The sequence below is a fragment of the Paenibacillus sp. J5 genome (assembly GCF_054955055.1).
This window is the reverse complement of sequence record NZ_JBUEDD010000012.1, coordinates 142,597-164,141: the sequence shown is the minus strand read 5'-3', so window position 1 is coordinate 164,141 and position 21,545 is coordinate 142,597. Positions and strand designations below refer to the sequence as shown.

Genomic DNA, 21,545 nt, shown 5'->3' with positions numbered 1-21,545 from the left:
CTTATCACTTGTACGAACATCTTGGAGCAAATACCTCATTATCACCGTTATTCATTATAACTTGTACATACAACCTTATTGTAATACGATCCGTCAATTATCGCAAGTATCCCGTTTGTTCTTTATATAGAATAAAAGGAACGGGGGATTGTTGTATTCTCAACCGTAGTGATCTATGATAAAACTCAGGTTATAGTAATGGGGAGGGGTACTTTTGGAGGAAAGAAGCATTTATAAACGTGACGGGAAAAGGCTTATTACTCAACATTACGACAATTACGTTAAATCGTTTGATTTTGATGTCGAGCAGATATATGTGGACACAAGTTATGGTAAGACACATGTTCTTGTGGCAGGACCACCTGAAGGAAAGCCTGTTTTTATATTTCAGGGTGGAAATTGTATAAATCCAATGACTTTATCTTGGTTTTTACCACTAATAGATACATACAGAGTTTATGCACCAGATACAATTGGTCATCCAGGTTACAGTGATGAAAGCAGAATTTCGGCGAAGGATCATAGTTTTGCCCAGTGGATCAAGGAACTAATGGATTATTTTCATATAGAAAGCAGCGCATTTGTTGGTCCGTCCTACGGCGCAGGTATATTAGGCTTGAACAAGAAATGCCCAAATTAACTACGAAAGAAGAATTATCACAATTTAGCTCGCCCACTTTAATCATAGCAGGTACAAAAGACATCTTCTTTCCTGAAAGCAGATTAAATAAAGTTGCTCACGAAATTGTTCCAAATTTAATTGCATTTAAGACCTATGATATGGGACATTTCCCATCAGGGGAAAATCTCAAAAAAATCAACAATGATATTATAGAGTTTTTAAAGGTCTATTACTAACCCTGTATCTCTTTTTAAAACTTATGAACATTAATGCAACCAGGGACAGGCTATAATATAAAAACGCGATTGCAAAGGATAGTTCATCCTCACATTCGCGTCCCTTCGTTACCAGTAACTCTATCATAGCTTTAGGCACATCGTTCCTCGTTATCTTCAAAATATTGCAGACGGTCCATAATGTTGATCAGATTCACTTGCTGCAGCGAGCCCACTATATTGCAAATGTACACTACAAATACGGCCACCGAAATTGTAATAACGAGCGGAGCCTTCAGCACATTGACACTCATAATCACGTAGAGCAGGAACAGACTGTTTGTTCCAAACAAAATAATAAACCAGACTGCCCGCAGCATCTCACCTAAGTATAGATGTCCTGCTCCTGGGCACATCATGGCAAGTAGGACGGTCAGTGGCTTGCTCTTCTTGCCACAACCAACAAGCTTCTGTTCCGCATACTTCACGGTTTGCATACGATAACCCCTCCGACTGTTGTCTATACTTCTATCTTAACCAAATATACAATGATTGGAATCCGCCCAAGGTTTGGTTTGACACTAGACTTTAGTCGGGCTAACATCGCCCGCAATGTCCTGATGTGAAGCATATGGAAAAGGACCACTCCCCTGAGCAGTCCTTGAGTTACAACTTGATGCTACATGATATTTCAACTTACCAAGCGCTATGATGCCCGTTATTGAATAAAACAGACGCTACTGCGCTCAAATCTATGCCAGTCTAGATTTCAAAACAACAAAAGCCCTTCCTCTCTTTCGTCCTTGCGGCTCCGATGACCGCTCCAGTGTGAATCGGGTACTCTATATGAAAAAATCAAATTCAATTCAAGTTCAAGTTGATATTTCATTCTAGCATGAATTCAAGCTTTTGTCAATAATATACCGATTTTTGCAAAACATGCACTGCAATACCACTCCCGAATCGCTTACCATCACCTTCAGACGCTCGTCATCCTCCAGATCAAGAGCCTCCAGTCCCTGGTCATCCACGTCTCCGGTGGCAAAGAAGCGCACCTCATTACCACAATCACATACAAAGCTTAGCTTCATAACGGTTGCCTCCACATTCTTTTTAATGAAAATTTAAATCTAGACTTGACAATGATACAATTTGTATCATAAATTAATAGTAACACACTTTGTAATACTTAAAGCCTATTGCGGCAGGCATATGGAACCTCTCTTACTGATTCCTGCCTGATCCGCTATAAAAAAGTATGCGTGTAAGGGAGTAATCAACGTGACGATGGGAGATCGCTTAAGGGAACTGCGCCTGAAGAAAAACATCTCGCAAGAAGAAGTGGCCCGACGGGTCGGAATCACCCGCTCGGCTTACAGCCACTACGAAATCAACAATCGACAGCCAGTATACGAAACACTCATCAAGCTCGCCAACTTTTATGAAGTATCCCTCGACTATGTCATAGGCGGAGATGAGAGTAAGCCCGATTACCCGCTGTTTTCTGACACTCGGGAAATATTCCGTCTACTTAACAGCATGGATTACGAGAAACGTAAGCGCTCCATTGACGAAATGATTAAAGTATTGCAGCAGGCCGAATAAATGCTTCGCTGTCCGTCCATGAGGACGGTTGCCTATCCCTCTCCCCAGCAGCTATGCCGTTAGCGCATCGCTCGCACCTGCCGCCGAACGGGCTGCCGTGCAGCCCACTACCATCAGGCCTCCCCCTGCAGCCTCATAGCCTGCAGCAACTCAGGCGCTCTCTACTCCAGCGGGCGTCCCTTCTCTGCGGGCAGCGTCACGGTAAAAACACTTCCTACGCCTACACGGCTTTCCACTCGAATCTGCCCTTGATGAGCCAGCACAATCTCCTTGACGATGGATAGACCGATCCCACTGCCTTTTCCGTGAGCAGAATTACGGGATTTATCATTTTTATAGAAACGTTCAAAGATATGGGGCAGATCCTCCTCTGTAATCCCGCTTCCTGTATCTGTAATCCTGACCTCAACTTGTTGTCTGTCCTCCTCATAGCGCAAAGCGATCGTCAGCGTCCCTCCGGCTGCCATATGAGCCGCCGCATTATCAATCAGATTGGACATCATCTGAGCCATACGGAATTCGTCGATCCAAAGCCATAGTTCCTCGTCCGCTTCAGTTGCTGAAGGCATCGGCTCAAACACCAGGGTCATCCCTCGGCTCTCCAGATCAATCCGGTATTCTCGTTGCAACTGCTGCGCCCAGTCCTCCAGTCGCACCATGCTGAAATGGTAGTTCACTTGCCCCGCCTCCAGCTTGGACAGCTCGAACAGGTCATTAATGAGATGATTCAGCCCGTTCACCTTGTGCAGCATCATGCCAACGTACCGCTTCTGCTGCAGTGGATCTTGAACAACGCCATCATGCATCGCCTCCAGATAGCCCTGGATCAAGGTAATCGGCGTTCGTAGATCATGCGAGATATTGGTGAGCAGCCGCCGCCTTGAGTTTTCCTGACGCTCCAGGTCGCGATTGCTCTGCTCCAGCGCCGCATTAGCTCGCAGCAGCTCACGGGTACGGTCAGCAATCCGCTCCTCCAGTTGCATGTTCAGCAGCTTCAGCTCTGCCGATACCTCCTCCACCTTGCGCAGCGCATGGGAGAAACGGCTGGAAATGATAAAGGCCTGCATCATAATGAAGAACAACAGTCCGCTCGGAATCAGGTCGACCATACCGAACCATTCGTTATAGAACGACACATCATTGACTACGGTAACGACGAATACAGACATGCCAGTTAATACAAACAAGCTGCCCTCGCGCCTGCGGCGAACACTCTGTACCAGCGCATATAGCGAGAAGAAGCCGGACACAAATACATAGGCCTGAAACAACCACAGCAGCCGGGAATAATAATTGGCGGGGGTCAGCAGCACAAACAGGCACAGAATCGCGCTAAATGCGGACAAGCTGATGACAAACCTGCGTGATGCATCGGCCGGGAACAGGAAATAGACATATAAATAGCCAGTCAGTGCTGAAAGCGTAAGCGAGATGTATTCGATCTTATGTGCCGCCTCCCACGCGACAGGCAACCACTGCATGATAAACACGTCGCCTACAACGACAATTCGCACCGACACAAGCAGGCATAGAAGGCCAAAATAGAGCGTGAAGCGCTCCTTGCGCCGCAAGACGAATAAACCGAGGTGGTAAAATCCGATCATGGACAAACTACCGAACAGTCCCATCTGCTCCACCGCTTCGATCGTCTGAAAGCGATTCATCGCCTCGCTGCCGCCCACATAAAAATCCGTCCATATGCCGCCGCGGCGATGGTAGAAATTCGATACCTCGACAACTATTTCATGATAGCCATCTCCATTATAGAAGGAAACCAGCTCCTGCGCCTGGTCAGGACGGCTGGAGGCGCGATCTATGCCTACCATCCCGCCCTCCGCCATCGGCTTGCCATCCACCCATAGCTTGTACGAGCTGGAGATATTAGGAACGCGAAGCGACAGCACATAGTCACCGGGAGGGGTGAGCAGCCGCAGTGCATAGGTACCGTAGCCCATCCCACGTGCATACCCAAGCGATGCATCCTTGTAGTTGTTCCACGAACTGGGCACATAGACCTGCATACTCTGTGCACCCGCCGGAACGCTCCCCTTGTCTGTCAATGTAGAAGGATAAAATACCCACTCTCCTTCCAATTTGAGCGGACGCTGCTCCAGGTCCGCCTCGCGCAGATCCAGCACGCCCCCTGCAGCCTTTATCGCTGAGTTGGTCAGGGGCGCCCCAGGATTGCAGCCTGGCAGTGCCAACAGCACTGAGAACAGCATCAGCACCATCATGAGACGAATAGATAGGTTCATAAGTCCTCCGAAAAAAGGCAATTGCTTCATGAAGCCCGCATTCGTTATAATAGTCGAGAAAGAAAGCGGGGTAAAATATGAAACAGACGCATATTTTAGTCGTGGATGACGAGCCTGAGATAACCGAGTTGATCCGTATGTACCTGCTTCGTGAGGGCTTTGCCGTGCAGACGACAGATAACGGTGTCGATGCCCTCTTGCTGGAGCAGGAGCTCAAGCCCGATCTCGTCATCCTCGATATTCTGCTAAAGCAGATGAACGGGATCGAAGTGTGCCGGCAGCTTCGCCAGCACTCCAATGTCCCGATTCTATTCATTAGCTGCAAGAGCGATGATAACGACATTATACACGGTTTGACTGTTGGTGGCGATGATTACATTACGAAGCCGTTCAGTCCAAGCCAGCTTGTCGCGCGTGTAAAAGCTCATCTGAGGCGGGTCGAGCTGCAACGCCATCACCTCTCGGACGGCACTGAGGGGGCACATCTGCTCCAATATGACAATCTAGTCATTAATCTGGACGCGCACACTGTACATATAGATGGCAATCCGGTATCCTTATCGGTTAAGGAGTATGAACTGCTCACCCATATGGCGCAACGACCCAACAAGGCCTGCCAGATCGATAACTTGTACAAGTGGATCTGGGGTGAGGACAGCCATGGAGATACGCGAACGCTGATGGTTCATATCAGCAATCTCAGAAAGAAAATCGAGCCTGATCCGTCGAACCCGACCTATGTGGTGACCGTCCGCGGCATCGGCTACAAATTTGTTACCAAGGAAGGAAACTGACATGTATATTGCAGATCAATGGAAAGACTACGAGATAATTGATACCGGGGATGGGGACAAGCTGGAGCGCTGGGGAGATGTAGTGCTTCGCCGTCCCGACCCGCAGATCATCTGGCCGGTGGACACGAAGGTCAAGGATTGGCAGAAGGCAGACGCCCATTACCACCGCAGCTCGTCAGGCGGTGGCAACTGGCAGTTCAACAAGGCCTTGCCCGAGAGCTGGACGATCCAGTATGGCGAGCTTCGTTTCCAGATTCGTCCGACCAACTTCAAGCACACCGGTCTGTTCCCTGAGCAGGCCGTGAACTGGAGCTGGATGATGGACAAGATCAGACAAGCCGGCAGACCGATACGGGTGCTCAATCTGTTCGCCTATACCGGTGGCGCAACGGTTGCGGCAGCGGCGGCGGGAGCAGAGGTATGCCATGTCGATGCGGCCAAGGGCATGGTGCAGTGGGCCAAGGAGAACATCAGGCTCTCGGGGCTTGAGGATCGTCCTGTCCGCTTTATTACAGATGATGTGTTCAAGTTTGTCCAGCGCGAGCAGCGCCGCGGCAAGCAATACGACGCCATCATTATGGACCCGCCGTCCTACGGACGCGGCCCAGGCGGCGAGATGTGGAAGCTGGAGCAGAGCCTGTATCCATTTTTGGAATCCTGCCAATCGATTCTTTCCGATAACCCGCTGTTTATGCTGATCAATTCCTATACAACAGGCTTGTCGCCTACCGTGCTGCATAACATGCTCCATCTTACAATTGGGCAGCGACACAAGGGCAAGATCAGCAGCGGCGAGATCGGGCTCCCGATTACCCGTTCCGGCCTGCATCTGCCATGCGGCATTCTGGGACGCTGGGAGTCTATGTAATGAGCGCCCACAACACAGCCGGAATGCCAGACATTCCAGTGCTGTATGAGGACAATCATCTGCTCGTGGTCATCAAGCCGCCTGGTATCCCGTCGCAGGAGGATGAGAGCGGCGACCCGGATATGCTGACACTGCTCAAGCAGGACTTGAAGCAGCGCTACAACAAGCCAGGCAACGTATTTCTGGGACTTGTGCATCGGCTTGACCGTCCTGTCGGCGGAGTGATGCTGTTCGCCAAAACATCCAAGGCCGCGTCGCGTCTGTCGGAATCAGTTCGCTCGCGCAGCTTCGACAAAACCTATGCAGCCGTTGTACATGGCCGCCCGCCTCAAGCTTCCGCCCGCTTGAAGCATTATGTGCTCAAGGACAGCCGAACCAACACGGTAGCCTGCACGTTGTCTTCTGTCCCAGGCAGCAAGGAGGCGCTGCTCGACTACGACACGATCGCCGCTACAGACCGCTTGAGCCTGGTTGCGGTCAAGCTGCACACCGGACGGCCCCATCAGATTCGGGTACAGATGGCTGCGATCGGTTGCCCGCTCGTCGGTGATCAGAAGTATGGCTCAAGCAGAGGAGCGGGCGGGCAAGCCCATTCACGGATCGCGCTCTGGTCGACCTCCATCCGCGTCGATCATCCAGTGACGAAGGAGAGCTTGCTCTTTCGCAGCGCTCCAGCACAGACAGAGCCATGGAACGCCTGGCCAGCGGACACGCTGGAGCTGGCCGTCTCCCGGATGCTCGGGCAGGGCAGCCTATGAGAGCGATAAGAGCTGTTGTTGCTCTGTTGATGCTGGTGCTTGTTGTCAGCGGCTGCTCTGGACTCGTCTCGCAAGAGCGGCCCTCCTCTCCGATCGTACAGGATAACGGAGACACTACAGGACCTGACAACGAGGCATCACCTGACGCTGACAAGGATACACCTGGCTCCGATTCTGACTCGAGCCATGCGAGCGAGTCGCCGACCCAGCCGCGTACAACAGAGGCGGTATGGGTAGCTGCGGGCGATGTGATGCTGCACATGCCTCAATATCCAGGTGCATATGACAAGGCAAGCAAGCGTTATGTATTTGATCCGTTCTTCGAGCAGGTGGCTCCGATTCTTAGCAGCGGCGACTGGTCGATCGTGAATCTGGAGGTACCGCTCGGCGGCAAGGAGCTGGAATATACCGGTTATCCGATGTTCAATGCCCCGCCAGAGATGGCAGAGGCGCTCAAGAACAGCGGAGTGACGATCGTAGGCACGGCGAACAATCATTCGCTTGATCGCAAGGAGACTGGCGTGGTGCGCACATTGGAGGCGCTGGAGGCACAAGGGCTTGTATTTAAGGGGACTGCTCGTTCTCAGGCTGAAGCCGACCAGGCGGTCATTGTGGACAAAAATGAAATTAAGATGGGATTTCTCGCCTACACCTATGGCACCAACGGGGTGCGTATACCGGCTGATAAGCCCTACCTTGTCTCGCTCATTGATGAGGATCAGATGGTCGAGGACATCAAGCAGTTAAAGAGCGCAGGAGCGGATTTCATTACCGTTGCTCTGCACTTTGGCATCGAATATCAGTTCACGCCAAGTGAGGAGCAGCAGCGTCTGGCTCACAAGCTGATTGAGGCCGGAGCGGACATCATTGCCGGCTCGCATCCTCATGTCGTCCAGCCTTACGAGCTGGTAGATGCCGTCTATGAGGACGGAACACCAAGGCAAGGCGTCATTCTCTATTCCATGGGCAATTTTATCTCGAATCAGCGTGGAGACTTCAAGGATTTCGGCGTTATCTTCCGTATTCACGTCACCAAGCATCACGACAGTGGCCACATCGAGCTGTCACAGGTAGAGCCGATCCCGACCTGGGTGCATAAATATAAGGAGAACGGCTCTTATCAATACCGCATTCTGCCGCTGGAGCAGACGTTGTCTGAACGCAGCCAGCCTGGGCTCAGCTCGCAGGATTACAAGCAACTGGAGAGCTCCTGGAAGGTGCTTGACACCCGGCTGGGCTCTATGCTTAACTGACGGAATTCATCTTGCTGGCCGCAGGGAAGACTTTAGCTGAATTCGTCACCTTGCCCAGCAGATAGACCAGCAACTGCTGGTTATGACCGGAGAGCCGATCCAGCGCCTCCTGGATGAACGTCTCGCGCAGCTCCGTGCCGCGCACGGCTTCCTCGATACCCAGCGTAGTGACATTAATCCACACGATGCGGCGGTCTGATTCATCCCTTGAGCGGGTAATCAGGCCGCCTCTTTCCATACGGTCGAGCAGGGTTGTAATTGCTGCAGGCGTCGTCTCCAAATATTTCAATAAATCCGATGGCTTCATCGGCTCGTGCTCCAGCAGCAGCTCCAACACGTTCAATTGCCCCTCTGTCAGCGTTGGCGCAAGGGCATCCTCCAGATGATGCTTCCACTCTCTCGAAAATCTCATCCAAAGCTTAGCAAATTCAGCAGCATGCATGGCATGACACCTCCTAGGCATGATTATACCATCGTCATGAATGAGAGACTGTCGAATGAAAGGTTAACAGACTTAATACTTTGCGTGTCCAATCGCTACAGAACGCTACTGTACAGAAGATTGTGACAGCTTTAGACAGGTGCAGAGCAAGATCGTGTAGACACTACTCGAAAGGCTGTAACAGCACAGCAGCCGGGACGTCTCCTATGGAGTCCGTCCCGGTTGAGACAGCTCTGCCCGCACAAATACCGTTGCAACACGGTCATTTTTATTCAGGCTAACGAGCAGGCGGCCTACTGAGCGGCGCTCATCGAGCGGCGCCTTCTCCGTCGATACCGGCTCAGGCTGCTCGCCGCCGTGGAGCAATAGCTGAAGCTGCCGCTCCTCACGACACCACAATGCGCCGACAAGCACGGTACCGTTCGGCTTGATCCGCTTACCTTCCTTGAACTCGAAGGTCTGGATCCCCTTGCCTCCGCGTCCCTGTACCGGATAATCCAGCAGCAGCGTCCGCTTGGCATAGCCGAGATCGCTGACGACGAGCAACTCGCCCTCATCGCCCTCTACCCATAGCGCGGCGATCACTTCATCCTCTTCCTTTAACTGAATGCCCTTCACCCCTGCAGCTACTCTGCCCATCGGATTAACCTCGCTCTCCGGGAAGCGGATGCTCATGCCGAGTCGGGTAACAAGCAATATATCCTTCGTTCCATCGCTTGGCGTCACACTTACAACCTCATCCCCGTCCCCAAGCTTGCAGGCGGTAATGGCCTTGAGGCGATTGGTCTGGTACTCCTTCAGCTCTGTACGCTTGAGCTGTCCATTGCGTGTCGCAAATACGAGCGACATCGACTGCTCAAAATCCTTGACTGGCAGGACGCTAATGACCGCGTCCTCTTTGGCAATCGGCACCACATTAACAAGAGCCGTCCCGTTGTCCTTCCATTTGAACTCTGGAATCTGATGCACTGGCAAGACAAAATAGTGGCCCTTGCGAGTAAATAACAGCAGGCTGTCAATCGTATTGACCTCCAGCAGATGACGGAGCATATCCCCTTCCTTGACCCCAGCGTTGTCGAGTTCACCGCCGGAGCGCGTATAGGACAGCATGCTGGTGCGCTTGATATAACCATCCTGACTCAGGGTAACGAGCACATCCTCAGGGGTCACCATCACCTCAAGGTTTACCTTCAGCTCCTCCACCTCACCGCGAATTTCGCTGCGCCGATCGATGCCATACTTGGTTCGGATCTCCATCAGCTCATCGCGGATAACACCCTGCAGCTTCTTCTCATTGGACAAGATGGATTGGTATAACGCAATCTTCTTGGAGATGTCATGCAGCTCCTTCTCCAGCGAGGTAATCTCCAGATTGGTCAGCCGATACAGTTGCAAGGTCAGTATCGCATCCGCCTGGCGCTCGGTGAAGCCGAAGCTTGCGACGAGATTGTTCTGCGCATCCTGGCGGTTCTTCGATGCCTTGATAGTCGCAATGACCTCATCCAGCAGATTGAGCGCCTTGGCGAGTCCTTCCAGCACATGCGCCCGGTCCTCAGCCTTCTCCAGCTCATATTGCGTTCGGTGGGTCACCACTTCCTTCTGGTGCTCGATGTAGGCGGACATCATCTCCAGGATGCCAAGCTGCTTAGGTGCCTTGTCTACAATCGCAACCATGTTGAAATTGTATGTCACCTGCAGGTCGGTCTTCTTGAGCAGATAGGCCAGGATGCCCTGCGCATCCGCCTCCTTCTTCAGCTCAACAACGATCCGCGTGCCGTTGCGCCCGCTCTCGTCTCGCACCTCGGCAATCCCTTCCACCTTCTTCTCCAAACGGATCGTCTCCATCGCGGTTACGAGCCGGGATTTGACCACCTGATACGGAATTTCGGTAATGACGATCTGCTGCTTGCCTCCGCGCAGCTCCTCAATCTCCGTCTTGGCTCTCACATAGATGCGTCCTCTACCCGTCCGGTAAGCCTCCTGAATGCCCTCGGCACCCATAACAAGACCACCCGTCGGGAAATCCGGGCCCTTGACAATGCCCATCATCTCCTCCAGGCTTATACCTGGCCGTTTCATCAGCTCGATGCAGCCGTCAATTATCTCGCGCAGATTATGCGGCGGAATCTCCGTAGCAAAGCCGGCAGAAATTCCGCTTACCCCGTTCACAAGCAGATTCGGATAACGGGCGGGAAGCACAACCGGCTCCTTGGTCGTATTATCAAAATTATCCTTGAACAGCACCGTCCGCTTCTCAATATCCCGCAGCAGCTCCATCGCAATCGGGGACAGCCGCGCCTCCGTATACCGCATCGCCGCCGCCGGGTCATCGTCCATCGAGCCCCAGTTGCCGTGGCCATCTACAAGCGGGTGAGCCATCTTCCACGGCTGCGCCATCCGAACCATACCCTCATAGATCGAGGAGTCGCCATGCGGATGGTAATTGCCCATTACATCGCCTACCGTCTTCGCAGACTTCCGGTATGGCTTGTCAGGCGTGTTGCTTGAATCATACATCGCATATAGAATACGGCGCTGCACCGGCTTCAAGCCGTCTCGCACATCGGGTATCGCACGATCCTGAATGATATATTTGGAATAACGGCCGAATCGATCGCCAACAACCTCCTCAAGAAACGCCGGTAAAAATTGTTCGAGTGTGCTCATGGCGTGATCCTCCTATTCCTCATATTCCTGAAAATCGACATTCTCAATAATCCAACGCTTCCGCGGGTCAACCTTGTCCCCCATCAGCGTCGATACGCGCCGCTCCGCTTTGGCGGCATCCTCAATCTGAACCTGCAGCAGCATGCGCGACTCCGGATTCATCGTCGTCTCCCAGAGCTGGTCGGGATTCATCTCGCCCAGCCCTTTGTAGCGCTGAAGCTCATAGCTCTTGCCAATTTCCTTCAAGTAGTTGTTCAATTGCTCGTCCGTCCATGCATAGCGCACCTGCTCCAGCTTGCCTGACTTGCGCGTAATCTTGTACAGCGGCGGCTGAGCGATATACACCTTGCCCTGGTCGATCAGCGGCTTCATATAGCGGTAGAAGAACGTCAGGAGCAGCACTTGAATGTGCGCGCCATCGGTATCCGCATCCGTCATTATAATGATCTTGTTGTAGTTCGTCTCCGAAGCGTCAAATTCCGGTCCAACCCCTGCGCCAATCGCCGCAATAATGGCTTTGTATTCATCATTTTTGAGGATGTCAGCGAGCCGGGCCTTCTCCGGATTGAGCGGCTTGCCCTTGAGCGGCAATATCGCCTGATGCTTGGAGTCCCGCCCCTGCTTGGCTGAGCCGCCGGCGGAGTCGCCTTCGACGATGAACAGCTCATTACGCACCGTATCCTTCGATTGCGCAGGCGTCAGCTTGCCGTTCAGATTGGAGCTTTCGCTGCGCTTCTTGCCGCTGCGAATCTCGTCGCGCGCCTTGCGAGCCGCCTCACGAGCGCGACTGGCCTGAATCGCCTTCTTGATCAGCGCCTGTGCCACCTGCGGATTCTCCTCCAGAAACACCTGCATTTTCTCCGAGACGATGGCGTCCACAGCGCTGCGAGCTGACGCGCTGCCCAGTTGATCCTTCGTCTGCCCGACGAACTCGACCTCCGCCATCTTGATATTGATGACAGACATCATGCCCTCGCGCAGATCGTTGCCGTCCAGGTTCTTCTCCTTCTCCTTGAGCAGCGCCGTCTTACGAGCGTATTCGTTCATGACGCGTGTATAAGCCGTCTTGAAGCCCGTCTCATGCGTGCCGCCGCCGCGGGTCGGGATCGAGTTGACGAATGAAGCGATCGTCTCGGTATAGCCATCATTATACTGCAGCGCTACCTCGACCTCGATGTCGTCCTTCTCCCCGACGAAATGAATCGCCTCGTGGAGCACATTTTTGTCCTCATTCAAAAACTGCACGAACTGGCGCGCGCCGCCCTCATAATGGAACAGCTCCTGCTTCCCTGAACGCTCATCCTTGACTGTAATCTTCAACCCGGAATTCAAGAACGCAATCTCTTGCAGACGCTCCGTCAGCGTGTCAAAGTTAATCGTCGTATTGCCATGGAAGACACGGGCATCCGGCTTGAAGGTCACCTTCGTACCGGTGCGATTCGTATTGCCCGCGACCTCAAGCCCTGTCACAGGCTCCCCGACATGCTCCTTGCCTTTCTTGTCGATCCAGTAGGCAAAGCGCTGCTTATGTATTTTCCCGTCACGGTATATCTCTACCTCCAGCCATTCGGACAAGGCGTTGGTTACCGATGCGCCTACGCCATGCAAGCCTCCTGACTTCTTGTATCCCGCACCGCCGAACTTCCCGCCTGCGTGCAGAATGGTAAATACAACCTGCGGTGTAGGCACACCTGTCTTATGCATTCCGGTTGGAATACCGCGTCCATTATCCTTCACCGTAACCGATTGATCCGAATGAATCGTTACCTCAATCGCATCGCAAAACTTGGCTAAATGCTCATCCACCGCATTGTCCACAATCTCCCAGATGAGATGGTGAAGTCCTGAGGCGGTCGTGCTCCCTATATACATGCCTGGCCGCTTCCGGACAGCGGTCAGGCCCTCAAGTACTTGAATGTCATCAGCGCCGTAATTGCCGTCCGAGGCCCGCGGGCCTGCGGCAAATGTCTCGAGCTGCTCGGTCATATGCGTCCCCCTTGCTTATCTATCACTTCAAGCTATTTTAATTCAAGATGTCCTGTTTCGTAAAGACGCCAAACGAGACGATTAGCGCAGCAAGCCCCCATACGGACAGCACACCAATCGAGAATAGCAGCGTCATGCCTTCGATGGGCGGCGGCGAGCCGTCCAGGTAGCTGGTCAACTGCAGGTTGACGGAGAATATATATTTGGCGGCATCCCAGGATGAGGCCATGTTGGCGAGTATCGTCCCTGCGATAATCGTGGCCATCATCGTCACGATGCTGGCTGCCGTGCTGCGAACGAGCACCGACACCATCAATGCCAGCAAGCCGACGATCAGCGCCGAGAACCAGGCCAGCCCTGCCTGCATCATAATATAGAGCCAATGCGGCACGGCGCGCACGCTGCTGCTGTCCACCTCTGCCCCGTTAATCTGGAAGCCGGTGAACACCGGCAACTGCCAGCCCCCATAGCCAAAGAAAACTCCCGATATAGCATAACACAAAACCAAAGTGGATAGCATCGTCAGTGAAATATAAAAAATGAGCGCGATCAGCTTCGCCAGCAAAATCTTCCACCGGCGCACCGGGCGGGTAAGCAGCATCTTGATTGTTCCGCTGGATCGTTCACCCGATACGAGGTCAGACCCGATCGCCAGGACGAGCAGCGGAATGAACAGCGTCACCGCATTATTGACGAAGCCTCTTGTAAAGGTGACGGCATTGGGCGCGCTCGGATTGACATCATTCTCCAAATAGTAGGTGAGCTGCTGCACCATAATCTGACGGTATTTCTTAAATTCCTCGGGAATTCGGTCACTGGTGAGCGCATTCTGATAATCGTTAATCTGCTGGATGACCTGATTGCGCCAATCCGAAAACTTCTCCTCATTGTTCATGGCCATCCTCATCTGTGCATAGGTGAAGATCGGGATCAAAATCGCTAGTATGAGCAGAATGACAAAGAAACGCTTCTTCTTCCAAATTTTCATCGTTTCATTCTGAATCAGCGGCAGTAAACTAGACAATGCCCTCGCCTCCCGTCAGCTTCAAAAATAATTCCTCCAACGAAGGCGATACCTTCTGCACCGCTTCGACGCCAATCCCGTTCGCGACCAGCTTGCTCACCACGCCAGATACCGCCTCCGCCGCGACAGTCGTCACCAGCGCATCAGGCAGCTCAGACAGCACCGTATCCTCAATTCCATGCTCGCCTGGCTGGAGCAGCTTGACTTCAGGCATCGCAGCAAGCAGCCGGCGTCCCTCCTCCGGCTTGTCAAGCTGCCACAGCACATAGCTGGCATTTTGCCCGAGCAGCTCTGTAACCTTGCCAACCGCAAGCACTCTGCCGCTGTTAATGATCGCCACACGGTCGCACATGAGCTGGATTTCACTGAGCAGATGGCTGGAGATGAACACGCTCATGCCTTGATCAGCCAGCATGCGGACAAATTCGCGCAGCTCCTTGATTCCCTTCGGATCAAGCCCGTTCGTCGGCTCGTCCAATATGAGCAGCTTCGGCCGCGCCAGCAATGCCTGCGCAATCCCGAGCCGCTGCCGCATCCCGAGCGAGTAGGTCTTCACCTTATCATGGATGCGCTGATCCATGCCAACAATTTCGACCACCTCACGAATACGCTCCTGATCAATGCCTGGCTGCATGCGCGCAAAATGCTCCAGGTTCTCCCATCCGCTCAAATACGGATAGACCTCCGGGTTCTCGACAATGCTGCCGACATAGCGAAGCGCCTGCTCCGGCTGCCTCTGCACATCATAACCGCCAATCTTGACTCGGCCTGCCGTCGGCTTGATCAGATCGACCAGCATGCGGATGGTTGTCGTCTTGCCGGAGCCGTTCGGCCCCAGAAAGCCGAAGATCTCGCCTGGATATACATCAAAGCTGACGTCATGAATAATCCATTTCCCCTTGATTCGCTTGCGCAAGCCTTCCACAGACAGCACAGAATCCTTGCCGCTGGCTACTGCCCGCAATTGTTGTGACATGCCTTGCTCCTCCTCCCGATCTATCCAAGTCTCGTGATCTGTCCTACGCAGCGCAAGGTCGGATTCCATTATTCCTCCTGCAGCACCTGCAGCACACGCTCCGCAATATGCTGATACCCTTCACCGTTAGGATGGAAACGATCCGAACCCAGGTATACACCCGCTTCGCTCTCAAACAGATCGAAGGTAGGAACAAGCCTCATGTTCGGATAATTAACGCTGAGGCGATACGCTTCATTATTCCAGTTCTGCACCTGCAAGCTGCCAGGGCGCAGCTCGGGAATCGGATAGAATGGATTGTATAGACCGACATAGATTACCTTCGCCTCTCCATTCACTTCGTGAATCCGCTTGAAGATGGTCTCCAGACGCCCGATACCCGCTTGCAGCTCCTCTGTGAACTTATCGATTCCCATATCCAGCTCACCGCCGCCCTGGAGCACCGTTCTGAGCAGGCCGGACAGATCATTGCCGCCGATTGTAAATAGGATTAGATCAGCTTGCTTCAAGGCATAGCGCGTGCCCTCATCCTTCTCCAGCTTCTCGATCAACTGGTCGGTTCTCAATCCGTTGATCGCCAGATTATTAACCAGCTTCGCCTTCATGCCTTGCTCGGACAGTCCCGCGACAACCCGTCGCACGTAGCCCTGCCCTGTTACATCGCCTGTACCCTTCGTCAGCGAATCACCTAGCGCCACCACGTTCAACACCGACTTATCCTCTCGCTGCGGCTTTCGCTCTCCAAGCGCAGGACTATTGCCCTTACCTGCAGGCGCAGCCGGATTCAACACATCCTGCAGCGCATAAGCGAACCCAAACAGCATCAATGCGGTTGACAGCAGAGCTGCCGCTGCGATCGCCCTCCACAGAAGCGCCGAGCCTCGCGGTCGATGTTTCATCTCGTCATCCTCCTTATGAGCCCTGTAATCGTAACAGCTTATTTAAAAATAATGCTTCTCCGCGCGATTTGCAAATTTTGGACCTGGGCCGCATCCATCCTTCTGAGGAAATGATACCCTAATCCACAGCATATCAATCATTATAGAACATATGTTCCTTTATTGCAAAGAGGCAGGACGCCGAGCAACGGCCTCTTCTCTGCCTGCTCTGCACCCCGCCTCGTCTAACAAATCTCTGTCACGACTCAATATACAGCAGGCTAGCCGCCTGCCTCGCCGTCTCCCGCGCCTGCTCCACATCTGCGGCAGTGCTCAGCGCAACAGCCATCCGCCGTCCTGGCTTCGTAACCGGCTTGCCGAATAAGCGCACCTGAGTAGCTGGCAACGACAGCGCCTGCTCCACGCCGCCTATACGGAATTCAGCCTGCTCCTTGCCCGCCTTGAGCGTGCTGCTCGCTCCCGGAGTCAGCAGCCTGATGCCCGGGATCGGCAAGCCCAATATAGCCCGCACATGCAGCGCGAACTCCGACAGATCCTGCGTGACCATCGTCACCATCCCGGTATCATGCGGGCGCGGCGACACCTCGCTGAACAATACGCCATCCCGGGTCAGGAACAGCTCGACCCCATAGATGCCATAACCGCCCAGCGCTTCTGTCACCTTCGCCGCAATCTCATGTGCCTGTGCAAGGTCATCCTCTGTTACCTCATGCGGCTGCCACGACTCGATATAATCGCCATCCTGCTGAATATGGCCGATCGGTGCGCAGAAGGCCGTGCCCGACACCGAGCGCACCGTCAGCAAGGTAATCTCCGACTCGAAGCGAACAAAGCCTTCCACAATCACCTTCTGCTTCTTCGCGCGCCCGCCCTCCATCGCCAGCTCCCAGCAATGCGCCAGCTCCTCCTCGCTGCGGCAGACGCTCTGCCCTTTGCCCGATGAGCTCATAATGGGCTTGATGACGCACGGGAAGCCCAGCTCCAGCGCGGCCACCCGCAGTTCATTTTGTGATTCAGCAAAGCGGTACGGCGCTGTCGGCAGCCCGAGCGTCTCCGCAGCCAGCCTGCGTATGCCCTCCCTGTCCATCGTCAGCCGGGCAGCCTTCGCGGTCGGCACCACCTTATATCCCTCCTGCTCCAGCTCCACGAGCATATCCGTGGCGATCGCCTCGATCTCCGGAACGATATAATCGGGACGCTCCTGCTCGATGAGCGAGCGCACCGCTTGTCCATCCAGCATATCGATGCAATAGGCGCGGTGCGCAACCTGCATCGCGGGCGCTTGGCTGTAGCGATCGACCGCGATCGTCTCGATCCCGAGACGCTGCGCCTCCAGCACGACCTCCTTGCCCAGTTCGCCGGAGCCGAGCAGCAGCATTTTTACAGCATGGGATGAATGAGGTGAACCAAACATAAAGAAAAAACCTCCTGGAAGCGGGCTGACCACGGCTCAATTGAATGCCAAGGTGCCATCTTTTTTCTTCCATTGTGGAGGTTTTTCCCTGGTGAAGTCAAGTAGTGCAATAAGAAATCTCGAACACACGCCCGACAAGCAAGCGGCAGATTAAGCAGATAAGAAGCGGTATTGCGCCTCAATCAGCCCCGCGTAGATCCCCTGGCGCTGCATTAATTCATCATGGTTGCCCTCCTCCATGATGACGCCATGATCCAGCACGACGATCTTGTCGGCATGGCGGATCGTGGACAGGCGGTGTGCGATAATGAACGAGGTACGGCCGAACAGCAGCGTCTTGAGCGCCTCCTGAATCTTCAGCTCGGTCTCGGTGTCGATGCTGGCTGTCGCCTCATCCAGAATCAGCACCCGCGGATCGGCAAGCAGCGCACGGGCGAACGATAATAGCTGCCGCTGACCCATCGACAGCACATTGCCCCGCTCTTCAACTTCTGTATCATAGCCGTCAGGCAGCGCCGCGATGAATTCATGGGCGTTCACGGCCTGTGCGGCCAGCTCTACCTCCTCATCTGTCGCATCCAGACGACCATAACGGATGTTGTCGCGAATCGTACCGGAGAAGATGAAGGTATCCTGCAGCACAATGCTCACCTGAGAGCGCAGGCTGGACAGCGACACCTCGCGAATGTCCTGCCCATCGATCAGCACCCGTCCCTCTACCGGATCATAGAAGCGGCACAGCAGGTTAATAATCGTGCTCTTGCCAGAGCCGGTATGTCCGACGAGCGCAATCGACTGGCCGGCCTTCACGTCCAGGCTGATGTTTTTGAGCGCCGGACGGCCAGGCTCGTATTCAAATACGATATTCTCAAAGCGCACACGACCCTCAATCTGCTGCAGCGGCTTGGGCTTCGCAAGCTCAGGCACACTTGGCTGCTCGTCGATGAATTCGAAGATTCGCTCTGACGATGCCATGGCAATCAGCAACTGCGAATACATCTGCCCCAGACGGTTGATCGGGTCCCAGAAGTTGCCGATATAGTTGGCGAAGCCGACCAGCACGCCCACCGTAATGATTCCGGTCTGAATGAGATGGGAGCCATACCAGAACAGGATGAGCGTGCCGATCGCCGAGGTCATCTCGATGACCGGGCCGAAGCTCTGGTTCAGCGCGGACGCCTTATGCCATGCTTTCATGTTGACCTGATTCATTTTATCAAAATAATGGATATTATTGCTCTCCTGCACATAGGCCTGTGTCACCTTGATGCCCTGAATGCTCTCATTCAGATGGGCATTAATCCGCGATTGCTTGATTCGCACATCCTGCCAGGCGAAGCGGATGCGCTTGCGCAGACTGGCCGAGACGAAGAACATGATCGGCACCGTAATCATGACCGCGGCACCGAGCTGGAAGTTCCATACGAGCAAAATAATGATGATGCCGATCAGTTGAACACAGTCCATCATCAGGTTGACGACACCGTTCGTAAATAGGTCCTGCAAGGCATTAATATCATTGGTAATCCGCACCAGTACAGAGCCGGCCGGACGCTTGTCGAAGAACCGGAAGCTCAGTCTCTGAATATGCGTAAACAGATCATGGCGCAAATCGTAAATAATGCGCTGCCCGATGATGTTCGTGTACTTGATCCGCAGTGTATTGGCTGCCCATTGGATGACATACAGTCCAAGCATAATGGCGGCATAGGTGTAGAGGAGCGACAGGCTCGGATTGCCGCCCTTGGGCCAGATCGCCTCGTCGATGGCGAGGATGATCAAGGCCGGGATCGCCAGGCGCGTCGCGGTGCCCAGCACCATCATCACCAGAATGATCGGCAGCAACTGCCGCTTGTAAGGCTTCATATAGTGGAATAGCCGCCGCAGTTGCGCCCAGTTGAACGGCTTCTCGATCAGTTGATCATCCTCGTAGACGAACCGCTCCCGCTTGCTCTTGGATGTACTCTGCTGCTCGCTCAATGTGCAACCCTCCTCTCCGAAGCCGCCCCGTCTGCAGCCCGCGGCTGCGCAGGACGGTCCGCATATTGAATATTGTACGTGTCCTGATAATGACCCTTCTCGGCAATCAACTGCTCATGCGTGCCGCGCTGGATAATCTCCCCTCTGTCCAGCACAACAATCTCATCGGCATGGCGGAGCGAGGAGATGCGATGCGCGACGATGAAGGTTGTACGGCCCGCCATCAGCTCCCTGAAGCCAGCCTGAATCTCATGCTCGGTCTCCATATCCACTGCGCTCGTCGCATCATCCAGGAACAGGATACGCGGGTTTTTGATCAACGCTCTGGCGATCGCAATCCGCTGCTTCTGACCGCCGGACAGCCCCATGCCCCGCTCGCCAACTATGGTGTCATAGCCGAGCGGCAGCTCCATGATGAAGTCATGCGCCTTGGCGAGCTTGCAGGCATGGATGATCTGCTCCATCGATACGTCGAGCACCCCGTAGGCGATATTGTCGCGAATTGATGCCGAGAACAGGAAGGTCTCCTGAAATACGGTCGCTATCTGACTCCGCAGACTGGCAATATCCAGCTCGCGAATATCGCGCCCATCGAGCGTAATCTTCCCTTCTTGAATGTTATACGCCCGCATCAGCAGTTGGCTGACGGTGGATTTGCCTGATCCAGTAGCGCCGAGCAGCCCGATTACCTTGCCCGGTGGAGCGTCCACTGTGAAGCGCTTCAATGCTGGCTGCTTGCCGTCGTAATTGAAGGTGACTTGCTGAAACTGCACATGCCCCTTCACCTTGCTGTTATCGAGCACCACAGCATGATCGCCGTTCTTGACATGGACATACTGGTTGAACAGCTCCAGCACACGCTCGCCGGACGCCTTGGATTGCGTATAGTTGTTGATATGGAAGCCAAGCTGCCACATCGGAGCGACGATATACCAGATGAGGCTAAAAAAAGCCACCAGCTCGCCCAGCTCCAGCTCCCCGTGAATAACCAGCCTGCCTCCTACAACTAGCAATATAACGATGCAAAGGCTAGCCAGCAGCTCCATGACCGGGAAGTAATTGCCCCAGATTGTGGCGGCGCGAATCTGATTGTCCTTATACTCCTCGCTGCGTACCGAGAACTTGTTCACCTCATGCGGCTCGCGAGCAAAGGACTTGACGGTGCGAACCCCGGTGATGTTCTCCTGAACCGCTGTCGTCAGATGGCTCATCGCCAGCCGCATCTCCTGGAAGGCGGGGTGGATCTTCTTCTCGAACCGCAGTGCGGTATAGGCGAGCAGCGGCATCGAGATGAAGGTGAGGAGCGTCAACTGCCAGTTGATGTAGAGCATCATGGCCGCCCCGAACACCACCATCAGCAGCATGTTCAATATTTGTGCAAAGCCAAAGCCGACAAAGTTGCGAATCGCCTCCAGATCAGCCGTCAGCCGCGACATCAAGTCGCCGGTCTTGGCCTTGTCATAATACTGGAAGGACAAATATTGCAGCTTGCGATAGCTCTCATTACGCAGACGGTAGGCGACCCGATTGCCTAATCTTCCGCCAAAGAACCCGTGTACATATTGCAGCGCGCCCTTCACAATGACAACGCCTACAACAGTTAGAGCAATGGTCGGCACCAGACTGTAATTCTCCCCTAATATGGCATCATCGATCAGCACTCTGAGCATGTTCGGGTAGACCAGACCGAGCGCAGTAGCACAGATGAGGCTGATAATGGAGGCCAGCATCAATCTTCGCTCAGGCCAGTAATAGTCCTTCAGTTGCTTGAAGACGTCCAATGAACT

19 protein-coding genes are annotated in these 21,545 nt (G+C 53.7%); 7 read left to right on the top strand and 12 right to left on the bottom strand.

Annotated features, from left to right (window positions below):
* Positions 1-214 precede the first annotated feature (214 nt).
* Complete coding sequence (locus ACY1JZ_RS21155; protein ID WP_462630835.1) at positions 215-640, top strand: alpha/beta fold hydrolase; 426 nt, start codon at positions 215-217, stop codon at positions 638-640.
* Positions 628-858 (top strand): alpha/beta fold hydrolase, encoded by a 231-nt coding sequence (locus tag ACY1JZ_RS21150; protein WP_462630834.1) that lies wholly within the window; start codon positions 628-630, stop codon positions 856-858. The genes ACY1JZ_RS21155 and ACY1JZ_RS21150 overlap by 13 nt, the downstream gene beginning before the upstream one ends.
* 131 nt (positions 859-989) lie before the next feature.
* On the opposite strand, the gene ACY1JZ_RS21145 is transcribed toward ACY1JZ_RS21150, so the two are convergent.
* Both ACY1JZ_RS21145 and ACY1JZ_RS21140 read right to left on the bottom strand, forming a co-directional pair.
* On the bottom strand, positions 990-1,334 hold the full coding sequence (locus tag ACY1JZ_RS21145; protein ID WP_462630833.1) for a hypothetical protein: 345 nt from the start codon (positions 1,332-1,334) through the stop codon (positions 990-992).
* Positions 1,335-1,727: 393 nt separating this feature from the next.
* Entirely contained in the window at positions 1,728-1,928 is a 201-nt protein-coding gene (locus ACY1JZ_RS21140) for a hypothetical protein (RefSeq protein WP_462630832.1), read from the bottom strand.
* Positions 1,929-2,124: 196 nt separating this feature from the next.
* On the opposite strand from ACY1JZ_RS21140, the gene ACY1JZ_RS21135 reads away from it, so the two are divergent.
* Positions 2,125-2,442, top strand: a complete 318-nt coding sequence (locus ACY1JZ_RS21135) for a helix-turn-helix domain-containing protein (RefSeq protein ID WP_333485671.1) — start codon at positions 2,125-2,127, stop codon at positions 2,440-2,442.
* Positions 2,443-2,603: 161 nt separating this feature from the next.
* On the opposite strand, the gene ACY1JZ_RS21130 is transcribed toward ACY1JZ_RS21135, so the two are convergent.
* Positions 2,604-4,697, bottom strand: a complete 2,094-nt coding sequence (locus tag ACY1JZ_RS21130; protein WP_270171443.1) for a sensor histidine kinase — start codon at positions 4,695-4,697, stop codon at positions 2,604-2,606.
* Positions 4,698-4,774: 77 nt separating this feature from the next.
* Between ACY1JZ_RS21130 and ACY1JZ_RS21125 the strand changes: the two genes are divergently transcribed.
* The 4 genes from ACY1JZ_RS21125 to ACY1JZ_RS21110 are packed head-to-tail and all read left to right on the top strand — an operon-like array spanning position 4,775 to position 8,370.
* Positions 4,775-5,491, top strand: a complete 717-nt coding sequence (locus ACY1JZ_RS21125) for a response regulator (RefSeq protein WP_270171445.1) — start codon at positions 4,775-4,777, stop codon at positions 5,489-5,491.
* A 1-nt stretch (position 5,492) separates the two neighbouring features.
* Positions 5,493-6,359, top strand: a complete 867-nt coding sequence (locus ACY1JZ_RS21120; protein WP_462630831.1) for a class I SAM-dependent methyltransferase — start codon at positions 5,493-5,495, stop codon at positions 6,357-6,359.
* Complete coding sequence (locus ACY1JZ_RS21115; protein WP_462630830.1) at positions 6,359-7,117, top strand: RluA family pseudouridine synthase; 759 nt, start codon at positions 6,359-6,361, stop codon at positions 7,115-7,117. The genes ACY1JZ_RS21120 and ACY1JZ_RS21115 overlap by 1 nt, the downstream gene beginning before the upstream one ends.
* Entirely contained in the window at positions 7,114-8,370 is a 1,257-nt protein-coding gene (locus tag ACY1JZ_RS21110) for a CapA family protein (RefSeq protein ID WP_462630829.1), read from the top strand. Before ACY1JZ_RS21115 ends, ACY1JZ_RS21110 begins: the two co-directional genes overlap by 4 nt.
* On the opposite strand, the gene ACY1JZ_RS21105 is transcribed toward ACY1JZ_RS21110, so the two are convergent.
* From ACY1JZ_RS21105 to ACY1JZ_RS21065, 9 genes are all read right to left on the bottom strand, one after another.
* Positions 8,363-8,812 (bottom strand): MarR family winged helix-turn-helix transcriptional regulator, encoded by a 450-nt coding sequence (locus ACY1JZ_RS21105; protein ID WP_462630828.1) that lies wholly within the window; start codon positions 8,810-8,812, stop codon positions 8,363-8,365. The genes ACY1JZ_RS21110 and ACY1JZ_RS21105 overlap by 8 nt on opposite strands.
* A gap of 204 nt (positions 8,813-9,016) precedes the next feature.
* Complete coding sequence (gyrA, locus tag ACY1JZ_RS21100) at positions 9,017-11,479, bottom strand: DNA gyrase subunit A (RefSeq protein WP_462630827.1); 2,463 nt, start codon at positions 11,477-11,479, stop codon at positions 9,017-9,019.
* A gap of 12 nt (positions 11,480-11,491) precedes the next feature.
* Complete coding sequence (parE, locus tag ACY1JZ_RS21095) at positions 11,492-13,465, bottom strand: DNA topoisomerase IV subunit B (protein ID WP_462630826.1); 1,974 nt, start codon at positions 13,463-13,465, stop codon at positions 11,492-11,494.
* 37 nt (positions 13,466-13,502) lie between these two features.
* Positions 13,503-14,489, bottom strand: coding sequence for an ABC transporter permease (locus ACY1JZ_RS21090; protein WP_270171458.1), 987 nt, complete (start codon positions 14,487-14,489; stop codon positions 13,503-13,505).
* Complete coding sequence (locus ACY1JZ_RS21085) at positions 14,482-15,465, bottom strand: ABC transporter ATP-binding protein (protein WP_462630825.1); 984 nt, start codon at positions 15,463-15,465, stop codon at positions 14,482-14,484. The genes ACY1JZ_RS21090 and ACY1JZ_RS21085 overlap by 8 nt, the downstream gene beginning before the upstream one ends.
* Before the next feature lie 68 nt (positions 15,466-15,533).
* Positions 15,534-16,364, bottom strand: coding sequence for a GDSL-type esterase/lipase family protein (locus tag ACY1JZ_RS21080; RefSeq protein WP_462630824.1), 831 nt, complete (start codon positions 16,362-16,364; stop codon positions 15,534-15,536).
* 238 nt (positions 16,365-16,602) lie between these two features.
* Positions 16,603-17,778, bottom strand: coding sequence for a formate-dependent phosphoribosylglycinamide formyltransferase (gene purT / locus ACY1JZ_RS21075; protein ID WP_270171465.1), 1,176 nt, complete (start codon positions 17,776-17,778; stop codon positions 16,603-16,605).
* Between the two features lie 150 nt (positions 17,779-17,928).
* Positions 17,929-19,758 carry an ABC transporter ATP-binding protein gene (locus ACY1JZ_RS21070; RefSeq protein WP_462630823.1) on the bottom strand — a complete coding sequence of 610 codons (1,830 nt, stop codon included), beginning with the start codon at positions 19,756-19,758 and terminating at the stop codon, positions 17,929-17,931.
* Positions 19,755-21,539 (bottom strand): ABC transporter ATP-binding protein, encoded by a 1,785-nt coding sequence (locus ACY1JZ_RS21065; protein WP_462630822.1) that lies wholly within the window; start codon positions 21,537-21,539, stop codon positions 19,755-19,757. The genes ACY1JZ_RS21070 and ACY1JZ_RS21065 overlap by 4 nt, the downstream gene beginning before the upstream one ends.
* Positions 21,540-21,545 lie beyond the last annotated feature (6 nt).

Excerpts from the sequence above, each read along its gene's own strand:
- ACY1JZ_RS21150 (WP_462630834.1), top strand. The coding sequence starts at position 628 with ATGCCCAAATTAACTACGAAAGAAGAATTATCACAATTTAGCTCGCCC.
- ACY1JZ_RS21145 (WP_462630833.1), bottom strand. The coding sequence starts at position 1,334 with ATGCAAACCGTGAAGTATGCGGAACAGAAGCTTGTTGGTTGTGGCAAG.
- ACY1JZ_RS21140 (WP_462630832.1), bottom strand. The coding sequence starts at position 1,928 with ATGAAGCTAAGCTTTGTATGTGATTGTGGTAATGAGGTGCGCTTCTTT.
- ACY1JZ_RS21135 (WP_333485671.1), top strand. The coding sequence starts at position 2,125 with ATGGGAGATCGCTTAAGGGAACTGCGCCTGAAGAAAAACATCTCGCAA.
- ACY1JZ_RS21130 (WP_270171443.1), bottom strand. The coding sequence starts at position 4,697 with ATGAACCTATCTATTCGTCTCATGATGGTGCTGATGCTGTTCTCAGTG.
- ACY1JZ_RS21125 (WP_270171445.1), top strand. The coding sequence starts at position 4,775 with ATGAAACAGACGCATATTTTAGTCGTGGATGACGAGCCTGAGATAACC.
- ACY1JZ_RS21120 (WP_462630831.1), top strand. The coding sequence starts at position 5,493 with ATGTATATTGCAGATCAATGGAAAGACTACGAGATAATTGATACCGGG.
- ACY1JZ_RS21115 (WP_462630830.1), top strand. The coding sequence starts at position 6,359 with ATGAGCGCCCACAACACAGCCGGAATGCCAGACATTCCAGTGCTGTAT.
- ACY1JZ_RS21110 (WP_462630829.1), top strand. The coding sequence starts at position 7,114 with ATGAGAGCGATAAGAGCTGTTGTTGCTCTGTTGATGCTGGTGCTTGTT.
- ACY1JZ_RS21105 (WP_462630828.1), bottom strand. The coding sequence starts at position 8,812 with ATGCATGCTGCTGAATTTGCTAAGCTTTGGATGAGATTTTCGAGAGAG.
- gyrA (WP_462630827.1), bottom strand. The coding sequence starts at position 11,479 with ATGAGCACACTCGAACAATTTTTACCGGCGTTTCTTGAGGAGGTTGTT.
- parE (WP_462630826.1), bottom strand. The coding sequence starts at position 13,465 with ATGACCGAGCAGCTCGAGACATTTGCCGCAGGCCCGCGGGCCTCGGAC.
- ACY1JZ_RS21085 (WP_462630825.1), bottom strand. The coding sequence starts at position 15,465 with ATGTCACAACAATTGCGGGCAGTAGCCAGCGGCAAGGATTCTGTGCTG.
- ACY1JZ_RS21080 (WP_462630824.1), bottom strand. The coding sequence starts at position 16,364 with ATGAAACATCGACCGCGAGGCTCGGCGCTTCTGTGGAGGGCGATCGCA.
- purT (WP_270171465.1), bottom strand. The coding sequence starts at position 17,778 with ATGTTTGGTTCACCTCATTCATCCCATGCTGTAAAAATGCTGCTGCTC.